The organism is Natrinema soli (genome assembly GCF_028618695.1).
Genome location: NZ_JAQIVI010000034.1, coordinates 73,800 through 90,842, shown reverse-complemented (window position 1 = coordinate 90,842; position 17,043 = coordinate 73,800). Strand labels below are relative to the sequence as shown.

General features: G+C 60.2%; 11 protein-coding genes and 6 pseudogenes. 6 read left to right on the top strand and 11 right to left on the bottom strand.

The features are described 5' to 3' along the window. Nucleotides 1-296: pseudogene (locus PGX04_RS02680) on the top strand (M24 family metallopeptidase); the annotation flags it as partial. A gap of 169 nt (nt 297-465) precedes the next feature. Here PGX04_RS02680 and PGX04_RS02675 read toward each other — a convergent pair. From PGX04_RS02675 to PGX04_RS02665, 3 genes are read right to left on the bottom strand one after another with little or no spacing between them, the layout of a single operon-like run. Further along, nucleotides 466-1,329 carry a carbohydrate ABC transporter permease gene (locus PGX04_RS02675; RefSeq protein WP_273737098.1) on the bottom strand — a complete coding sequence of 288 codons (864 nt, stop codon included), beginning with the start codon at nt 1,327-1,329 and terminating at the stop codon, nt 466-468. Then, complete coding sequence (locus PGX04_RS02670; RefSeq protein WP_273737097.1) at nt 1,322-2,248, bottom strand: carbohydrate ABC transporter permease; 927 nt, start codon at nt 2,246-2,248, stop codon at nt 1,322-1,324. Before PGX04_RS02670 ends, PGX04_RS02675 begins: the two co-directional genes overlap by 8 nt. Nucleotides 2,249-2,257: 9 nt before the next feature. Beyond that, nucleotides 2,258-3,562 (bottom strand): substrate-binding domain-containing protein, encoded by a 1,305-nt coding sequence (locus tag PGX04_RS02665; RefSeq protein ID WP_273737096.1) that lies wholly within the window; start codon nt 3,560-3,562, stop codon nt 2,258-2,260. A gap of 331 nt (nt 3,563-3,893) precedes the next feature. Between PGX04_RS02665 and PGX04_RS02660 the strand changes: the two genes are divergently transcribed. After that, nucleotides 3,894-5,036: an ABC transporter ATP-binding protein gene (locus PGX04_RS02660; protein ID WP_273737095.1), complete on the top strand. Its 1,143-nt coding sequence runs from the start codon at nt 3,894-3,896 to the stop codon at nt 5,034-5,036. A 262-nt stretch (nt 5,037-5,298) separates the two neighbouring features. Here PGX04_RS02660 and PGX04_RS02655 read toward each other — a convergent pair whose 3' ends face one another. Continuing rightward, nucleotides 5,299-6,630, bottom strand: coding sequence for a sialidase family protein (locus PGX04_RS02655; RefSeq protein ID WP_273737094.1), 1,332 nt, complete (start codon nt 6,628-6,630; stop codon nt 5,299-5,301). Between the two features lie 358 nt (nt 6,631-6,988). Here PGX04_RS02655 and PGX04_RS02650 point away from each other — a divergent pair, with 358 nt between their 5' ends. Next, nucleotides 6,989-7,450, top strand: coding sequence for a universal stress protein (locus tag PGX04_RS02650; protein ID WP_273737093.1), 462 nt, complete (start codon nt 6,989-6,991; stop codon nt 7,448-7,450). A gap of 111 nt (nt 7,451-7,561) precedes the next feature. Here PGX04_RS02650 and PGX04_RS02645 read toward each other — a convergent pair whose 3' ends face one another. The 3 genes and pseudogenes from PGX04_RS02645 to PGX04_RS02635 form a co-directional block, all read right to left on the bottom strand. Continuing rightward, entirely contained in the window at nt 7,562-8,167 is a 606-nt protein-coding gene (locus PGX04_RS02645) for a DUF624 domain-containing protein (protein ID WP_273737092.1), read from the bottom strand. A gap of 327 nt (nt 8,168-8,494) precedes the next feature. Continuing rightward, a pseudogene (locus PGX04_RS02640) lies at nt 8,495-8,764 on the bottom strand (family 4 glycosyl hydrolase); the annotation flags it as partial. A gap of 63 nt (nt 8,765-8,827) precedes the next feature. Continuing rightward, on the bottom strand, nt 8,828-9,694 hold the full coding sequence (locus tag PGX04_RS02635) for a fumarylacetoacetate hydrolase family protein (protein WP_273737091.1): 867 nt from the start codon (nt 9,692-9,694) through the stop codon (nt 8,828-8,830). A gap of 112 nt (nt 9,695-9,806) precedes the next feature. Here PGX04_RS02635 and PGX04_RS02630 point away from each other — a divergent pair. Together PGX04_RS02630 and PGX04_RS02625 are read left to right on the top strand one after the other, a co-directional pair. Next, nucleotides 9,807-9,977: pseudogene (locus tag PGX04_RS02630) on the top strand (aldehyde dehydrogenase family protein); the annotation flags it as partial. A 4-nt stretch (nt 9,978-9,981) separates the two neighbouring features. Continuing rightward, nucleotides 9,982-10,560: pseudogene (locus PGX04_RS02625) on the top strand (SDR family NAD(P)-dependent oxidoreductase); the annotation flags it as partial. A gap of 18 nt (nt 10,561-10,578) precedes the next feature. Here the strand turns inward: PGX04_RS02625 and PGX04_RS02620 are convergent. Both PGX04_RS02620 and PGX04_RS02615 read right to left on the bottom strand, forming a co-directional pair. Continuing rightward, nucleotides 10,579-11,451, bottom strand: coding sequence for an SMP-30/gluconolactonase/LRE family protein (locus PGX04_RS02620; RefSeq protein ID WP_273737089.1), 873 nt, complete (start codon nt 11,449-11,451; stop codon nt 10,579-10,581). A gap of 97 nt (nt 11,452-11,548) precedes the next feature. Beyond that, nucleotides 11,549-12,310 carry an IclR family transcriptional regulator gene (locus PGX04_RS02615; RefSeq protein WP_273737088.1) on the bottom strand — a complete coding sequence of 254 codons (762 nt, stop codon included), beginning with the start codon at nt 12,308-12,310 and terminating at the stop codon, nt 11,549-11,551. 877 nt (nt 12,311-13,187) lie between these two features. Between PGX04_RS02615 and PGX04_RS02610 the strand changes: the two genes are divergently transcribed. After that, on the top strand, nt 13,188-14,696 hold the full coding sequence (locus PGX04_RS02610; RefSeq protein WP_273737087.1) for an alpha-N-arabinofuranosidase: 1,509 nt from the start codon (nt 13,188-13,190) through the stop codon (nt 14,694-14,696). 89 nt (nt 14,697-14,785) lie between these two features. Here PGX04_RS02610 and PGX04_RS02605 read toward each other — a convergent pair. Then, a pseudogene (locus PGX04_RS02605) lies at nt 14,786-14,992 on the bottom strand (universal stress protein); the annotation flags it as partial. A gap of 586 nt (nt 14,993-15,578) precedes the next feature. After that, nucleotides 15,579-16,578 (bottom strand): annotated as a pseudogene (locus tag PGX04_RS02600) (IS630 family transposase). Between the last annotated feature and the right edge of the window lie 465 nt (nt 16,579-17,043).

Below are 17,043 nucleotides of genomic sequence, written 5' to 3'. Positions count from 1 at the left end.
AGCGAGCGTACGCGGCCGTCGGCTGGGAGGGCGAGTGGCAGCACCACCACCAGGGCGGCGCCATCGGGTTCGAGAGCCGGGAGTGGATGGCGACGCCGTCGGACGACGCGCTCGTCGAAATTCCCGCGCCGTACGCCTGGAACCCGACCGTCCAGGGGACGAAGACCGAGGACACCGTCCTGGTCTCGCCGACCGACGTCGACGTGGTCACCGACACCGGCTCGTGGCCCACCGCGGAGTACGCGGCCGTCGACGCCGATCTGCGCCTCGAGCTCCCGACGCCGCTCTCCAGATGAGCCGCGGCGCTCACAGAGCGCTTCTAAGCGGTTCCGGAGTCACGTAACGACGCTGCGAGTCCACGTTTTGCGGACGGAAAATTCGTCGAGTAACGGTCCGATCGGGAGCGTCAGTTCAGTTCGGGCACCGGTGAAAACGGTAGCTGGCCGAAATCTGGCTGGGATCCAATTACCCGGTCGTGCCAGTCCCCTGAATTTGGACGGCACGGACGATCTCCCCCTGGAAGAAGAGGTAGACGATGAACAGGGGAAGCGACGCCAGCACCGTCACGGCCATGTGGAGGCCGGGCGTCGTGATGTTCCCTTGGTAGAGATTCACTAGTCCGATGGGGAGTGTGTACGCCGCCTCGTCGGAGAGGACGATGAGCGGCCAGAGGAACGCGTTCCAGTTGTAGACGAACATGAACAGCGCGAGCGAGGCGAGGATGGGTCTGGCCAGCGGCAGGATGATGCGGTAGTAGATCTGGAACGTCGAGAACCCGTCGAGGCGCGCGGCCTCCTCGTACTCGTCGGGGATGTCCCGGAAGAACTGGTACAGGAGGAAGACGCCGAGCGGACTCGCGACCGCCGGCAGGATCACTCCCCAGTAGGAGTTCACCAGACCGAGATCGGCGACGACCGTGTACAGCGGGACGATGTTCATGTAGTACGGCACCATGAAGCTCGCGAGGATGACACCCATGACGATCGACTGGCCGGGCCAGTCGAGTCGCGTGAGCGAGAACGCGATCATCGAGTCGATGATGAGGATGATGACCGTCGCCCCGCCGGCGATAACGAACGTGTTGATCGTCCACTGGACGAACAGCGACTCTGTCAGGAGGTACTGGTAGTGTTCGAACGTGATTTCCGGCGGGATCCAGTACGGCTGCGAGTCCGTCAGGTACCGCCGCGGCTGGAACGACCGCGAGATCGTGTACAGGTACGGAATCGCCATTAGGATGGCGACCCCGTACAGCACCGCGTGGGTACCAAGCGAACGCAGCGAAATGTCGTCGAATCGGCTCGTCTGTTCTGCTGTAGCGTCAGTCATTGGTTCCGATCACCTTGAAGTTGATAAGTGCGATGACCACGAGGATCATGACGAGGACGTAGCCAATCGCGGCGCCGTAGCCGTACTGGTGTTGGGAGAAAGCGCTCCGGTAGAGGTAGTACACCAGCGTGTCCGTCGAGCCCCTCGGACCGCCCGAGGTCAGCACGAACGGCTGAGCGAACACCTGGAACTGGAGAATGAACTGAATGATGACGACAAAGAGAATGGAGTTGCGCATCTGTGGGAGCGTGACGTCTTTGAACGCGCGCCACGTGCTCGCACCGTCGAGTCTGGCCGCTTCGTAGAGGCGTTCCGGAACGCCCTGGCGAGCCGCCAGAAAGATCACGAAGTTGAATCCGACCAGCCACCAGACGGTCATGAACGCGAGCGCCGGCATCGCTAATTCCGTGGATGTCAGCCATCCGGGCGGGTCCGACATGACGAATCCGAGGTAGTAGTTGATGAGCCCGTATCCCTCGGAGTAAACCTCCGACCAGATGAGCGTGACGACCGCGACGGTAAGGATGTACGGGCTGAAGTAAATCGCCCGGAGGACGCGTTTGCCCTTGACGTTCTTGTTGACGCCGAGCGCCAGACCCAGTCCGAGGAGGACCAGCAGCGGAACGGAAAGCGCAACGAAGTATATCGTCCCCTTCATCGCGTCCCAGAAGACGGGGTCGTTGAACAGTTCGATGTAGTTATTGAGTCCGATGAACTCGGACTCTGAGGGGACGAACGGGTCCCAGTTGTGAAGGCTCATGTAGAAGCCCTTCAGCGCCGGCCAAATGAGGAACACCGAGAACACCGCCAGGTACGGAATCGACCATGCGATCCCCTCGACCGTCTCTTTCCGGACGCCGAATACGGTCTGCTGGGCGCGCTCGTTTTCACCGGTCGTGAAACGATTTCGTAGTCCCATGGTTGTCAGTTATTCTTCGAGGCCGTTACTGATCATCGAGACGCCGTCGTCGAGTGCCTCTTGGGGGCTCCCGTAGTTGTGACCCCACATGTCGAGCAGCCACTGGTACCAACTCTCCGAGTTGGGGTCGCCGTTCGGCACCTTCGGGTGATAGAAGTACATGTCGTCTTCCGCCATCTCGAGGTACTTACTGAGGGTTTTGTCGTAGAACGATGCGTCTTGAAACACGTCGGACTCCCTGATGTCTGCGGCGGCGGGAAGGTGGCCGGCTCGTGCACCCCACTCGGGGTTTTTAGTCGTCAACCAGTGGGCGACCTCCGCTGCGATTTCGGATTTGTCGTCGCTGCGGTCCTGGCTCCGGGGCAACACGATCGTGTGACCGTCCGCCCAGACCTGATCTTGGCTCCTGTTGGGAGCGATGGTCGGCTTGAAGAAGCCCCAATCAATGTCCGACTCCTCGAGGGTGGCCACGTACCACGTCCCGTTCATCGTCATGCCCAGGTTTCCGTTCTCGAAGGCGTTCGCACCCCAGTCCGCTTCAGTCGTCTGGGGGGACCACTCCATATCACCGGTCATATCCCAGAACAGTTCGGAGGTGTCCTGGCCTGCCTGTCCGTCGAACGCCGGATTCCAGTCGCTGTCGAGGAGCTCTCCGCCCTGCTGTTTGACGAACGTACTCCACGTTCGCCACGTACCGAATCCGTCGTTGTACGGGGTCTGGCTGAACGCCCATTTATCGGTTTCTTCGGCGATGGCGTTCCCTGCGGCTTCGAACTCCTCCCAGTTCGTCGGCGGGGACTCGGGGTCGAGGCCCGCTTCCTCGAAGATCGCCTTATTGTAGTACATCCCGACCGGATGCAGGTCCATCGGAAGCGCTCGCGTCTCTCCTTCGACCGACACGAGGTCCCAGTGGTTGTCGAGGTAATCGCCTTCGATTTCACCGGTATCGATGTGGTTGTCTAGCGGCACGATCGTTTCGTCCCACGCACGCAGGTATGCTGCGTGCATAACCGCCAGATCTGGTCCGCTACCGCCAGCGAGCGTAGTGTACAGGTTATTGTAGTACTGGTCCCACGGCGTTCGCTGGCGGTCGATCGTCACCTCCTCGTCCACGTCGAGCGGCTGCTCTTCGTTGAACTTCTGAACGATATCCTCCATCACGGGGCCTTCGCCGCCGCTGAACAGCTCCCAGAACGAAATGGTGTAGCCGCTAGAGCTGCCGCCGATACAGCCGGCGAGCGAGGCGGTGCCCGTGACACCGGCAGCTTTGATAAATCTTCGACGTGATTTCGACGATATTCGGTTACTCGTCATGCTTGTTCCCAGTAACCATGGATAGCTGCATCATGATAAATGTTCGTGATTGAAGAGATGGCCGTGTCAATGATTCCAACAATTTCCAAAGGGAAATCAATTTCGCTGCATAGTACGGAGTGTTCGGAAGTTACACCGTCGCATATCGAGCGCGAGTCTCGTAGCCGACTGGGTCCTGGTTCGTCGACGTACTGCAACGGTCGTCGCTCTGGACTGTACTGGTTGCGGTAGAGGTGACTCACGGTCTGACGTATCGACTCTCGTCGCCACGCCAGTTCTCGAAACCCGACCTATCCAAAGGATTATTATACGTTAGGAGTAATCCTGTCCCATGGGTCGTGTTAGTATTGAGGACGTGTCAAAGTTCTATAGCGGGAGTAGCGACGGCGACGGCAAAATTGTGGCCGTCGACGAGGTGAATTTCGACATCAAGGATGGCGAGTTCCTCACCATCGTCGGACCATCCGGGTCAGGCAAGTCGACGCTACTGCGGATGGTCGCGGGTCTCGAAGACATCAGCGAGGGTCAGATCCGTATCGGTGACCGCGTCGTCAATAACATCCAGCCCCAGGACCGCGGGGTCGCCATGGTGTTCCAGAACTACGCCCTGTACCCACACATGACCGTTCGGGATAACATGGCCTACGGGCTGAAGCTGACCTCGGACCTCAGCAACGACGAAGTGCAGAAACGAGTCGAGGACGCTGCCGAAATGATGGGCATCGAAGACCAACTCGACAAGAAACCCGGCAGCCTCTCCGGCGGCCAGCAACAGCGGGTTGCCACCGGCCGCGCCATCGTCCGCGACCCGGAAGTGTTCCTCATGGACGAGCCGCTGTCGAATCTGGACGCGAAACTCCGCGCACACATGCGGACGGAAATCCAACGCATCCACGAGGATCTCGGAACCACGTTCATCTACGTGACCCACGACCAGGAGGAAGCGATGACGATGTCCGACCGCGTCGCCATCCTCGATCAGGGTGAAGTCCAACAGATCGGAACGCCAGACGAAGTCTACAACGAGCCCGAGAACCTCTTCGTCGCCGACTTCGTCGGCAGCCCCGCAATGAACCCGTTCGACGTCGAACTCGAGGAAACGACGCTCGTCGGAGCCGACTTCCAGTACGAGCTATCCGAGGAGTACGCGGAGCGAGTACGGAAACGGTCCTCGGACGGGGAGTCTCTCGTGCTCGGGATTCGACCCGAAGATATCTACATCGCGGACCCCTCCGACCGGAACGCCATCGAGGCCTTCCTCGACGTGCTCGAACCCGTGGGATCGGACAACTACCTCTACCTGGACATGGAAGGCATCGACGAATGCCGAGTTCGGGTTCCCGGCGGCGTGAAACCCGAGGAAAACGACTCGCTGACCATCTCCTTCGACGAGGGCGACATCCACCTGTTCCGAAAATCCAACGGCCGGAACATCCTGACGGAGGAACGCGAGAAGCAGGAAGTCACCGCGTAACTCGGCTGTCGGCGCGGTCGTTCGGTAGCGACGAAATGTGGCGGATTCTCCATCGCTCGCAATGTTGCAAGACGGGAGCAGTTGTTCGATTCCACTACAGACGCTTATCCGGTAAACGGCGATCGTCCTCGAGCATGTACACTTCTCTCTCGCACCACACGGTGAGGGTTGCGGTGCCGACGAGTCGATGGGGCCGGAGATACATGCGACGCGAAACGTCGCCTAGGAAACCGGCTAGCGGTTGGCTAGCCAGTCCGCGTTCTCAGAGTTTGTTCAACTTCAACGGACGCTCCGCGTACCGGATCTCACAGAGTTCCTCGTTCATCGCGGTCGAGGTCATCTGGAGGAGACGTTTGCCGTTCGGGGATGGCAGAATCGGCGTCGTCCACCCGACGAAAATCCGGCCGCCGAGTTCGTTCTCCGTTTCGAAGGACAGCGGCGCCTTGACCGGGGTCCAACTGCCGCTCCCGTCGAGATTCGTGTTGGCGAGGAGAACCTCGCCGTTACCGTCGGCCAAATCTCGGTTCCCGTCGACCAGCTGTTTGCCGAAGACGAGAATCGTCCCCTCGGGTCCACCTCTCGGCATCCACGTGATGGACGGACCGTTGATGAAGCGCCGCCCGTCGTCAGTGACGACCTGTTGCCCGAGATCTGTCGGGTCGCCCCAGTCGCGGCCGTCGGGTGACGTCTTGACTCTCACTTCGCCATTCACGTTGTCGGAGCCGACGACCTCGTAGACGGCCATGTAGGTGTCGTTCGGCAGTTTGACGACGCCCGGCATGCCAGGCCGGTCGGTCCCGTTTGGAATCGCAGTCACGAACTCCTCCTCTTCCCACGTCTGGCCGCCGTCGGTCGAGGCCTTGAGGCCGACGAGTTGGTTGTAGCCGTCGTCGTCCGCCTGCCGCTCGTCGGCGAAGTAGCAGACGAGATTTCCGTCCGCGTCTAGCTGTAGTTCGGGCTCCCAAACGGGACTGTGGCCCGCGTGCGGGTACGCCGGGCCGCCGGTTACGACGGTGCTGACGTATTCCCACGACACCCCGCGGTCGGTACTCGCGTACAGGTCAATACTTGAGTCGCCGAGTTCACCGACTTCGCCGTCCTCGACGTCGTCGGGGTCGTCGAGGATTGGAATCGCATTCCCGGCGGCGAGGACCGTCCCGGCCGGCCACGGCCCGGTTTCCTCCGGGAGTTCGTACAGAGTCGGTTGGTACCGCAATCCCCAGTCCTTGCCGCTCTGATCGTGGATTTCCGAGAACTTCGACCACGTCTGGCCGCCGTTCGTGCTCCGATAAATCGGGAAGTACGGTTCCGAACCGCCGCTCATCGACGGATAGTACTCGAACGTTGCGAGCAGCGTCTCGTTGCCGCCCGGACTGAACTCAAGGCGTTCGACGCGCGGATACATCGCGCCCGGCGTCGGCGCCCCCTCCGGTGGGGAATAGAGCGTCTCTCCGCGATGCTTGTCGCCCGAATCCGGGTTGCCTTTCGTTAGCTGTATGCCGCCACCCGTGCCGAGGCCGACAGCACCGAGGGCCCCAATCGATTGCAGGTGCTCTCTACGTGTACAGTCATCGCCAGTCGCTGGATTCTTCATACATTCGTCACCGCATCATCATCATTAATATTTGCGTATAATAGTCTTTCCCCGAGGTAACCGAAACGAATCCGCCGTCGGTTCGCAGCAATAGGCCGATGTCAGTTAGCGGAGCCTCCTCTCGGTGAGGGTGGGTCCACACCCGTGGTTCGTCGCCAGAGTTGTTAGCGGTCGGCGACGGCGTCCAGTTGCCGTGCGAACGAATCGCGGCATCGATCAGGTGGGACGCGGCCGGAACCGAGCCGACGCGGATCGATCGCGCTTGTCGCTCCGAAGTACATCGTGGGGCGCCACGTGTCGCAGCGGAGCCGCTTCATTTGGGAGCAATATTTATGAATAGCTATACAAATGTTATCGTATGTCGTTTAATACGATACTCGTCGGGATCGGTCCCGGTGACCGCGACCGAATGACTCGCCTCGCGACCGAGACGATAGATATCGCGAAGCCAACCGGCGCGAAGATCGTCCTATTGCAGGTGTTTTCGGAGGACGAGTTCGACGACACGGCTCAGAAACTTGAGTTCGACCCGTCGGAAGAGAACGTCGACGCGGACATGGTCGCTCGAAGGAACATGACGATCCACGAACTCATCGAGGAGTTCGAGCAGGCCGGCGTTGACTACACGATTCGAGGTGAAATCGGAAAACCGGAGAACCAGATCGTCAGGGTCGCTGAATCGATCGGTGCCGACCGAGTATTCGTCGGTGGGCGGAATCGAAGTCCGACCGGAAAAGCGGTCTTTGGGAGCGTTTCGCAAGCAGTAATGCTCTCCTCGCCGTGTCCGGTAACATTCGTCCGCCACGAACTGGATGACTGATCGGTGGGCACCAGCACTGGCAGTCGATTCCCACACGCTCAACGTGCGTCGTTTGCCGTAGAAGGCGACTCCGTTTGATCGCGACGAACCGTTACTCAGCGCCGTTCTTCGTTACCCCGCGCGTTCGGCGACGACGGCAACGTGAAACGTGAACAATAGGAACGGAAACGCCAAGCACACGGTAACGGTGAGAACGGCGTTGACGACGAATAATCCGATGCTGACGAAGCCGAGGAGTACGGTGTCGAACGGGTGAGTGGCAGTCCAGGAGTAGCCGCTCGTAACCGCGTCGTATACCGCGTTACCTTCCGCTAAGCGGACGAACGCCACGACGAGCACGGCGCTAAGGTGAGCGGTCAAGTAGCAGGCGATGACCGCGAGCGTGCCCGACTGCACGGCTCCCGTCAGAATGTAGTTGGTGGCGTAGCCGACGGTGACGGCAGCGAAGGCGACGAACACACCGCTGAGGAGTACCGAATTATGCCAGTGCTGTGAGAGCGTGGAGACGACTGCGTCGCGGTCGATCTCTCCCTCTTCGCGGAGCGTCAGCACGGCCTTGTAGGCGGCAAGCGTCGCCGGTCCGATGGTGACGAGCGGAAGCGATGCGATGACCCAGAGGAGGCTGACGACGACCATCGTACTGCTGTTGTTGTACGCGGATCTGAACGCGACCCCGAGCCCGTGGTGGACCGATCGGATGTCGTCTGACGTATTCATCGTCGCACCCGTGAAGCGAACAGTCGTGTCGTTTCCCAACGGGTGGTAGCAGTCATCCCACCGTCTCCGACACGAGCCGCTGGCTGACCGTCCAGCCGACAATTACTCGGCTGCAGTCGGTCGTTCCAGTGGCTCGATCGATTCGCCGTTCCCTCGGACCCTCGTCGAGCGTGCATTTTGTACTAGACTCGGGTTGGCCGTAATGAGTGTTACCGTCCCGTCGGCATCCACTCGATCACGTGGTGTCCAAATGCCTCCTCGGGGCCCGCTTGCTGACGACGTTCTGATCCGGAAGCAATCGTCGAGGAACGGTACAGTTCAGGAGCGTCAGTCCAATTCGGGCAGATACTCGGCGTTCGCGGCCAGCAGATTGTCGACCATCTCATCGACGGCACCGAGATCGAGTTCGGCCGCCGTAAGCGGCTCGAGTTTCACGGCCTGGCGCAGCGCGGTCTCGTCTCGCTCGAGTATCGCGGTCACCGCGCGTTCCCGGACGGCGATGTTCGACCAGTTCAACGCCGCGAGCTGCGGCGGTAGTTCGCCGACGGAACAGGGGTGAGTCCCCCGGCCGTCGACCAGACACGGCACCTCCACGCACGAATCGTCGTCGTGACGTTCGGATCTTGGCGGTTCGGTCCGTCGACGGTTCCTCGAGGTAGCTCATACTTCGACGACCGTGTTCACGAGTTCGCCGATCCGGTCGATCTCGATACGCACCTCGTCGCCCGGACGGAGCGTGAACCCTTCGTCCGGAACGAGCGACGTTCCAGTGAGCAGAACACCGTTCTGCGGAACGGAGTTGTGATCGCACCAGTACTCGACCAGTTCCTCGCACGAGCGGTCCATCTCGCCGGTCGAGGTCTCGCCCTCGTAGAGCGTCTCCCCGTCGCGGCTGATCTCCATCGTCATCGTCAGCTCGTGAGGGTCGCCGACGCTTTCGGCCGACGCGACGCAGGGACCGATCGAACAGCACTTGTCGTACACCTTCGCCTGCGGAAGGTAGAGCGGGTTCTCGCCCTCGATCGAGCGGCTGCTCATGTCGTTGCCGACCGTGTAGCCGACGATTTCGCCGTCGTAGAGGACGATTCCCAGCTCCGGCTCCGGGACGTCCCACGCCGAGTCCGCGCGGATGCCGACCGCGTCGTTGGGGCCGACAGTTCGACTCGGCGTCGCCTTGAAGAAGATCTCCGGACGCTCGGCCTCGTACACCTGCACGTACATCTCCGGCATCCCGCTTTCGGCCTCGCGGGCTTCCTCACTGATCTCGTACGTGACGCCGGCCGCCCAGACCTCGTCGGGGACGATCGGCAGCGCGCTGTCATCTAAGGCCTCGCGATCGACCGTCGGCGCGGTTTCCACGAGCGTTTCCGCGAGTTTGTCCACTGTCGTATCCGCGACGTTTGCCGCCGCGGCGAGTTCGGTAAACGTATCGAGACGAGGTTTGACCGCCGTCAGATCATAGGCAGCGTCTCCATCGTCGGCAATTACTCTATACACGTCTCCATCAGGAAGGCGATGATACCGCATGAACAGTCAGAGTAGCTTCTGGATAATAAAACTCCCGTCCGTGGCAGGATGTCGGGTCGTCCGTTCGTCGAACCACAAAACGTTATCAGACCATAGTCTGAAGTAGCAATGTGTGCCTGACGACCGCTTGAACTACGTCAACGGCGAGTGGACCGAATCTCACACCGGCGAAACCTTCGAAACGACCGATCCGGCGAGCCCGGAGGAAGTCGTCGCGACCTGTCCCCAGTCCGACGCCGAAGACACGGAGCGCGCCATCGAGGCCGCCAGCGAGGCGAGTGACGGCGCGAGTCACCTGCGACATCACCGACGCCGACTCGCTCGAGGCAGTCCGCGAGACGGCCGTCGACGAACTCGGCGGCGTCGATATCGTCGACGCATCGCAGGGAGCGATCTCTCGGGAGTCAGTTCGGGACATTTCTGACGAGGACTGGGACTTCGTCACCGACGTCGCGCTGGACGGCGTCCGCCGCGTGATCCAGGCCTTCGAACCGGCGATGGAGGAGGGGGGCTCGATTATCAATATTTCCTCGCTCACGGCGCGGCTCTCGATGGCGAATTTGCCCACGTACACGGCCGCCAAGGGCGGCGTCGAAACCTTCACCCGCGCGTCCGCGAAGGAACTTGCGACCGAAACCAGGGTCAACGCGATCGCGCCGGGCTTCGTCATCACGACCCAGAACGCGGACACGTACGCCGAAGGGACGGAGAAGCGCGAGCGCATCGACGAGCGGACCCCGCTCGGGCGGGTCGCCGAGCGCGAGGAGATCGTCGGCGCGGCGATCTACCTCGGCAGCGACGCCAGTTCGTTCGTGACCGGCGAAATCGTCACGATCGACGGCGGTTTCGCCGACAGCGCGTTCTGACTGCGCCCGGACCCCCGATTACTCCGTTCCGATTCGCGAGCGGAATTCTTCGCTGCCGCCCGTCTCGAGCCCCGTGGCACGGAAGAGCGCACCGGCGCCGTCACCTTCGTCGACCCGATCACCGCCCTCGAGCGCGGTCGTCAGGTACAGGTCGTCGTACTCGGGGCCGGCGAACGCGACCGACGACACCTTCCGCGCCGGGACGTCGATCTCGTCGACCGGTTCTCCGGATCGGTCGAACCGAACCGCGCGGCCGCCGTTCCACCGCGCCGACCAGACGAAGTCGTCCTTGTCGACCGTCAGCCCGTCCGGAATCCCGTCATCGTCGGGCGTCTCGACGAAGGTCCGGCGGTTCGAGAGCGCGCCGGTCTCCCGATCGTAGTCGAAGGCGTAGATCCGTTGAGCCTCCGACTCGGTGAAGTAGAACGTCTCGAGATCGGCGGTGAACCCCATGCCGTTCGCGATGTCGACGTCCTCGACGACGGTCGTCACGGTGGCGTCGACGTCGAGCCGATAGAGATCGCCGAGCAAGTCGTCGTCGGGCATCGTTCCGCAGAACACCCGTCCCTCGGGATCCGCGATGACGTCGTTAAATCGGGTGTCGGTGTCGACCTCGGTGACGAGCGCCGCCGATTCCGATCCCGGCTGCCAGCGACTGATTCGTCCGTCTTCGAAGAGTAACAACGAGCCATCGGTCTGAATCGTGAAGCCGCTGATCGGTCGCTCTTCCGGGGTCTCGTACGCGAGCGCGTGCGTTTCGGCGTCCGGGTCGAACCGGTACAGCTTCCCCGGCGGGATATCGACCCAGTACAGACAGCCCTCGTCGAGATGCCACAGCGGTCCTTCGCCCGTGTCGTTGCGCGTGTCCGCGACGCGTTCGAGTCGGGTCATACTCCGTTCGTGTCGCCACTATCACTTGAAGATATCTCCGCGGGGAACGGTGTCGGCGTCGTGAACGGCTGGCGAGGATGGGTCCGGAATCGGACGCTTACGAGTAGTTGTGCTCGAGTTCGATGACATTCGCGGTGCCGAGGACGGCGTCCGGGAGCTCTTCGTAGAATCGTTCCTCGCTGATCCGGTGGACCGGGCAGGCGACGCTGATGGCGCCGATGCTCCGTTCCTCGCCGGTCGTGATTGGCGCGGAGACACAGCAGAGGCCGGCGAGGCGCTCCTCGTTGTCGACCGCGTACTTCTGCTGTCGGATCTGATCGAGTTCGTTGAACAGCTGGTCGCGGTCCGTAATCGTCTGCTCGGTCATCTTGGGCATTCCGTGCTTGTCGAGAATCTCGGTGACCTCGTCGCGGGGTCGGTAGGCGAGGATCGATTTACCCAGTGCCGTACAGTGCAGGCTGACCTGCTTGCCCTCGTGCGTATCGAGCTCCACGGCGTTCTGTCCCTGGGCCTGGTAGAGGTAAATTCCCGTCCCGTTCTTCTCGACGAGGAGGTTCGCCAACTCGCCGGTTTCGTTAGCGAGTTTGTCGATTTCGGACCGGGCTGTCTCGTAGATCTGAGTCCGGTCTCGAGCGTACGCGCCGAGACCGAGGAAGGAGAGGCCGATCTGATATTCGTCGCCTTCCTTGACGAGATACTCCCTGTTCACGAGCGTGTTCAGATGGTTGTGAACTGCGCTTTTGCCGATATCGACCTGCTCGGCGATCTCGGAGACGCCCGCGCCGTCGAGTTCCTGGATGATCTCCACGATCTCCATCGCTCTGTCGACCGTCCGGACCGGATGTTTCGGTTCTGTCATAGTCGTCTTATGTATCGAAAGAATATAATTTTTGTTCTGGTTGAGGCGCCCTCCTTTCTCCAGGAGCCGTTGGATCTTCTCTATCATTGAACGAGGAGGGCCGATATCCCTGCTGCAGAAATAGAGACGATATCGTTCTCTAGGAGTATTCACTCCGCTAGAAATAGAGAACGATCTTCCACTAAGCAGAACATCGTGTTGTCGAGGCAAATCGCGTCCTATTACAGTAATACGACTGTAAATACACCCGCATTTCCGGTATTTGAACCCGTGTGTGACAAAGAGGCAATGCGTTATTCGTCGCTATAGCGGCGCACCGTTCCGAATTGAGTATCGGTAACCGTTAACACGACTAGTCCAGTGTTAGAGACGGTTGTTCGAATATAGAGAATAGTATTGTGGGATGCGGAACGCTACGGTCGTATGAGCGTTCGTCTCGGCCCGATGGCAGAACGAATGCGCCTATAGCACCATACCTACCGGTTCGCTGCGACATACGGACCCAGCGTGGGCGAACGGACGCGTTCGACGAGTAACGCGATCGCGTCCCGTAGTCGATAGGCGCTCGTGTGCTTGCCCGGGACTGTCCCGGCCGATACTCGAACGCTCGAGTGCCGCGTTCTCACGCGCAGCGTTGCGCTCCTCGTGGTTTCACCATCGCTTCGACAACCTTTATCATCAGCTGGCCAATACGAACGATTGGAAACTACACGCATGGGTTCACGAGATGCAGCTACGGACGGGATTTCGCCCTCCGAAGTCGCGATCAACGACGAGTTCTGGTCGCCGCGACGGAGGTCCGTTCTCTCGGTGTACACAGGTTCAGAGTGACAGAAACCGGGGAACTTATAACACTTTATCGGAAAGAGAAGTGTGGATGGCTAACGCACGGATCACAGTTCATACTGCAGCGGATATCGACCGCATCGAACCCGAGGTCCACGGTCACTTCTCCGAACACCTCGGACGGTGTGTCTACGAGGGACTCTGGACCAGTGACAGCGCCGACGAGGTCGGGTTCCGGGAGGACGTCGTTTCGCTCCTCGCCGACCTCGAGATTCCCGTTCTCCGCTGGCCCGGTGGCTGTTTCGCCGACGACTACCACTGGGAGGACGGTGTCGGTCCCCAAGAGGAGCGACCGCGGCGCCGAAACCTCTTCTGGGCGCAGGGCCCCGAGGAACTCCCCGAAGAGTCCAACGCCTTCGGCACCGACGAGTTCCTGGAACTCTGTGAGCGAGTCGGTACGGAGCCGTACCTCGCGGCCAACGTCGGCTCGGGCAGCCCGCAGGAGGCCGCCAACTGGATCGAGTACTGCAACTACGCCGGCGACACCGAACTCGCCGACCGACGGCGCGAGAACGGTCACGAGGAGCCCTACGGCGTCAAGTACTGGGGGCTCGGCAACGAGAACTGGGGCTGTGGCGGCCAGATGTCGCCCGAACAGTACGCTCGGGAGTACCGCCGGTACGCCACCTACGTCGGCACCCAGTCGAACCTAATGTTCGACCACGACCTCGAGCTCATCGCCTGCGGCTTCGAGGGTCACAAGTGGAACCGCCGCTTCCTCGAGGAGATCAACCAGTCCCGGTGGGGCGCGGAGTTCCCGCTCGACCATCTCACGCTGCACCACTACTACGGACGGACGATGAACATCCCCGAGGCCGACGAGGACCAGTACGACCAGCTCCTCGTCGAGGCGCTCGAGATGGAACGCCACATCGAGCGGATGGCCGGGGCGATCAACGCCGTCGCGACAACCCGAGACATCGGCGTCATCATCGACGAGTGGGGGACCTGGCACCCCGAGGCGACGGCCGACAACGGGCTCGAGCAGCCGGGGACCGTCCTCGACGCGCTCTCGGCGGCAGCCGTCCTCGACATCTTCAACCACTACAGCGATGTCGTGACGATGTCGAACATCGCACAGACGGTCAACGTCCTCCAGTGTCTCATCGAGACCGACGAGGACGACGCCTGGGCGCGGCCGACCTACCGCGTCTTCGATCTGTACGCACCGCACAAGGGTAGCGAGGCCGTTCAGACGTCGGTCGAGGCGCCGACGCGCGAACTCGTCGACGATTCTGAGGACCGCGAACTGCCGCTCGTCGGCGCGTCCGCGTCGGTCAACGGCGACGAGACCTACGTCACCGTCACGAATCTCGACTGCCGCGAGGCGCAGACGATCGACGTCACCCTCGAAGGACTGGACCTCGAGTCCAAATCCATCGAGACCGAACTGCTGTTCGCGGACCAGGACCCCGATCTGGAGGTCGACGCCGACAACGCCGACGAGTTCGCTGCGGAGGAACTCGACGTGTCGGTCGACAGCGGCTCTCTGGTCGCGGAGCTGCCGGCATCGACGGTGGCCGGAATCTCGATCCAGTAACGTACACGATTCGCTTTCGGCGGTTTCGAACCGTTCCGAACGGTACTGCGTGTTTTCGGCGAGAAAACAGAAAATAGCGTCCGCGGGACTCAGTCTATTTTGAGCGTCACAGTGCCGTCGAAGTTGAGGAGGATACGCTGGGTGAAGTCGCCGAACAGCGCCTTCCCGGTCGGCGACCGCCGCCAACCGACGACGAAGATGTGGTCACAGCCGCGCTCTTCCGCGGTAGCGATGATCTCGTCGGCGCGGTCGCTCTCCTCGACGACGATCCCGTCAGTGGTGTACTCGATCAACTCGTCGAACGACTCGAAGACGGCCTCGGCGAACTGCCGTGCGAACTGCTCCGCGGTGGAGTTCGAATCGGGCTCGCTGTTGCATCATTTCGCTGCCTACCGTTCACTCCCGAACCGTAGGACAGTACCCACTCGAGTGCGACGCTCACCTGAGGACTTATTGTGGCACAGTAACATGGTCTATATGCAGGGGCAGGTGGACATCCCCGGTTCAACCCCCTGCAAGGAGGATTGAGCTACGTCGGTTACCCCTGCCCCGACGGAGCTTTTCAGTGCTATCGACGACTCGAGGAGCTCCCGTTCTGCCTACACCTGGCTCGATAGAGTGTAATTTTATCACCAATGGGAGTGATGAATGGTGATACGGCAGGGTCCCATCACACTGAATGGCATGTATCCCGACGCGTTGTCTGCCCCCTGCCGTCACCCCACCTGCCCCTTCGATACGATAGATTCCGCTCGAGGGTCCCGGTTCTCTGAGTCGGAAATCCATTGCCGGTTTCCTATTGTTTATTGATAACGGGACTCACTGTGGGAGCACAGGGACTTGTTACATAGCACCCACCCGTGTTCCCTGCTAGTGATCCTATTAGAAATGATTACTCATATTCGGGATCAAAAGTTGGTCGAGAGCGGTGTCGATCGCTGTTGTAAGCTCAGTAAGTGACCCAAAGAACCGGTTACTGAGAGCCGTTTGTAGTTGTCTCCAGCACGCTTCGACCGGATTTAGTTCGGGAGAGTACGTCGGTAACGTGACGAACGCAAGGTCGCCACGGGCCGCCAGGTCCGTGACGGCCGACGCCTGAAAGTACGGCGCTCCATCTCACACAACGAGTAAATCATCTTCGAACACTTTACATAATGTAATAATGAAATATTTCGCGTGATCGGCAGTAACGTACTCTTCAAATCAGGAGAAAAACGATCACCGTTCTCGGTGACCGCGCCCAAGAGACACGACCAGTCGCGTTGGCCGGATAATTCGATAGACGGCTGCGTGCCGCGCGGAAACCACGCGGCACGCGGCTCAACCTGGACCGATTTCTTGGTTTGTTCAATACTCACTACTGTGGCGTCCATCTCCTGCCGCTATTTTTGAGTTCCTCGCGGGACGTTTCTTGCTCGTCAGCATTAGATTCGGCGGCTGTACGGCGTGGTTTTTGATAGCTCAATCCCGCTTCTTTGAGCAACCGCCGGCAACTCGGGATTGAGTAATCAACATCGTAGGTCTCGTCGAGATACTGCTGGGCGAGCGCCGGCGTCCACGCCGGCGCGTCAACCCCAACTTCTTCGGGTGAGTCGTGGACAGCTTCTTCAAATCCTTGTTGCTCTTTTTCTGAGAGCTTTCGCTTTCTCCCAGATCGGTGATCGTCAGTTACAGCCTGCTCAAGCGACTCGTCGGTGTCGAGTCGCTTGAGCCAGCTATAGATTGTGCGTCGCTGAACGTCGTACCACTCGGCTAGTTCAGTCTGTGTAACGCCGTTTTTGTACGCTATTGCCGCTAAGAGCCGTTGTGTCGGCTTCTTTCCCTCCACGTTGTCGAGAGCATCTTGCAATTCCTCGACAGAGATTTCGTCGAGATGATCCACTACCCTCAGAAATCATCTCTGAGTAGAAAATTTTAACGGTTACTATAGGATTGTCTGCGCTTCTTGGGGTTGCTGTTTTGATCGGCTTCATATTTTTCGACGTAAATCCTTCAGCACAACTCCTAAGAGTTCTCAGCGTGCTCGGAATAGTATCAATAGTCTCTGTATTTATTTCGAGTGTAGGGAACACAATCAGAGGAAATTAGAGGAGGTACTGGACCTGGTCTTTGAAACACTGCACAACCAGATTCGTCAGAACCAACCCGAGCGCGACGTTTTTTGAGAGGGCTTATTATGACGCGAGAATTTTTCTCTCAGTACAGGGAGGCACCGCGTCGACACACCACCAGTTCATCCCCTCACCCCCTCCCTGTTGAGGGGGACTGAAGCACCTCGGTTACCACTTCCCGACGTAGCTTTTCAGTGCTATCGACGACTCGAGGAACCCCCGTTCTGCCTACACCT

What these genes read in the sequence shown, in the direction of transcription:
- PGX04_RS02670 (WP_273737097.1), bottom strand. Translation starts at nt 2,248, where the DNA reads ATGGGACTACGAAATCGTTTCACGACCGGTGAAAACGAGCGCGCCCAG.
- PGX04_RS02620 (WP_273737089.1), bottom strand. Translation starts at nt 11,451, where the DNA reads ATGACCCGACTCGAACGCGTCGCGGACACGCGCAACGACACGGGCGAA.
- PGX04_RS02615 (WP_273737088.1), bottom strand. Translation starts at nt 12,310, where the DNA reads ATGACAGAACCGAAACATCCGGTCCGGACGGTCGACAGAGCGATGGAG.
- PGX04_RS02610 (WP_273737087.1), top strand. Translation starts at nt 13,188, where the DNA reads ATGGCTAACGCACGGATCACAGTTCATACTGCAGCGGATATCGACCGC.
- PGX04_RS02650 (WP_273737093.1), top strand. Translation starts at nt 6,989, where the DNA reads ATGTCGTTTAATACGATACTCGTCGGGATCGGTCCCGGTGACCGCGAC.
- PGX04_RS02660 (WP_273737095.1), top strand. Translation starts at nt 3,894, where the DNA reads ATGGGTCGTGTTAGTATTGAGGACGTGTCAAAGTTCTATAGCGGGAGT.
- PGX04_RS02645 (WP_273737092.1), bottom strand. Translation starts at nt 8,167, where the DNA reads ATGAATACGTCAGACGACATCCGATCGGTCCACCACGGGCTCGGGGTC.
- PGX04_RS02675 (WP_273737098.1), bottom strand. Translation starts at nt 1,329, where the DNA reads ATGACTGACGCTACAGCAGAACAGACGAGCCGATTCGACGACATTTCG.
- PGX04_RS02655 (WP_273737094.1), bottom strand. Translation starts at nt 6,630, where the DNA reads ATGAAGAATCCAGCGACTGGCGATGACTGTACACGTAGAGAGCACCTG.
- PGX04_RS02665 (WP_273737096.1), bottom strand. Translation starts at nt 3,562, where the DNA reads ATGACGAGTAACCGAATATCGTCGAAATCACGTCGAAGATTTATCAAA.
- PGX04_RS02635 (WP_273737091.1), bottom strand. Translation starts at nt 9,694, where the DNA reads ATGCGGTATCATCGCCTTCCTGATGGAGACGTGTATAGAGTAATTGCC.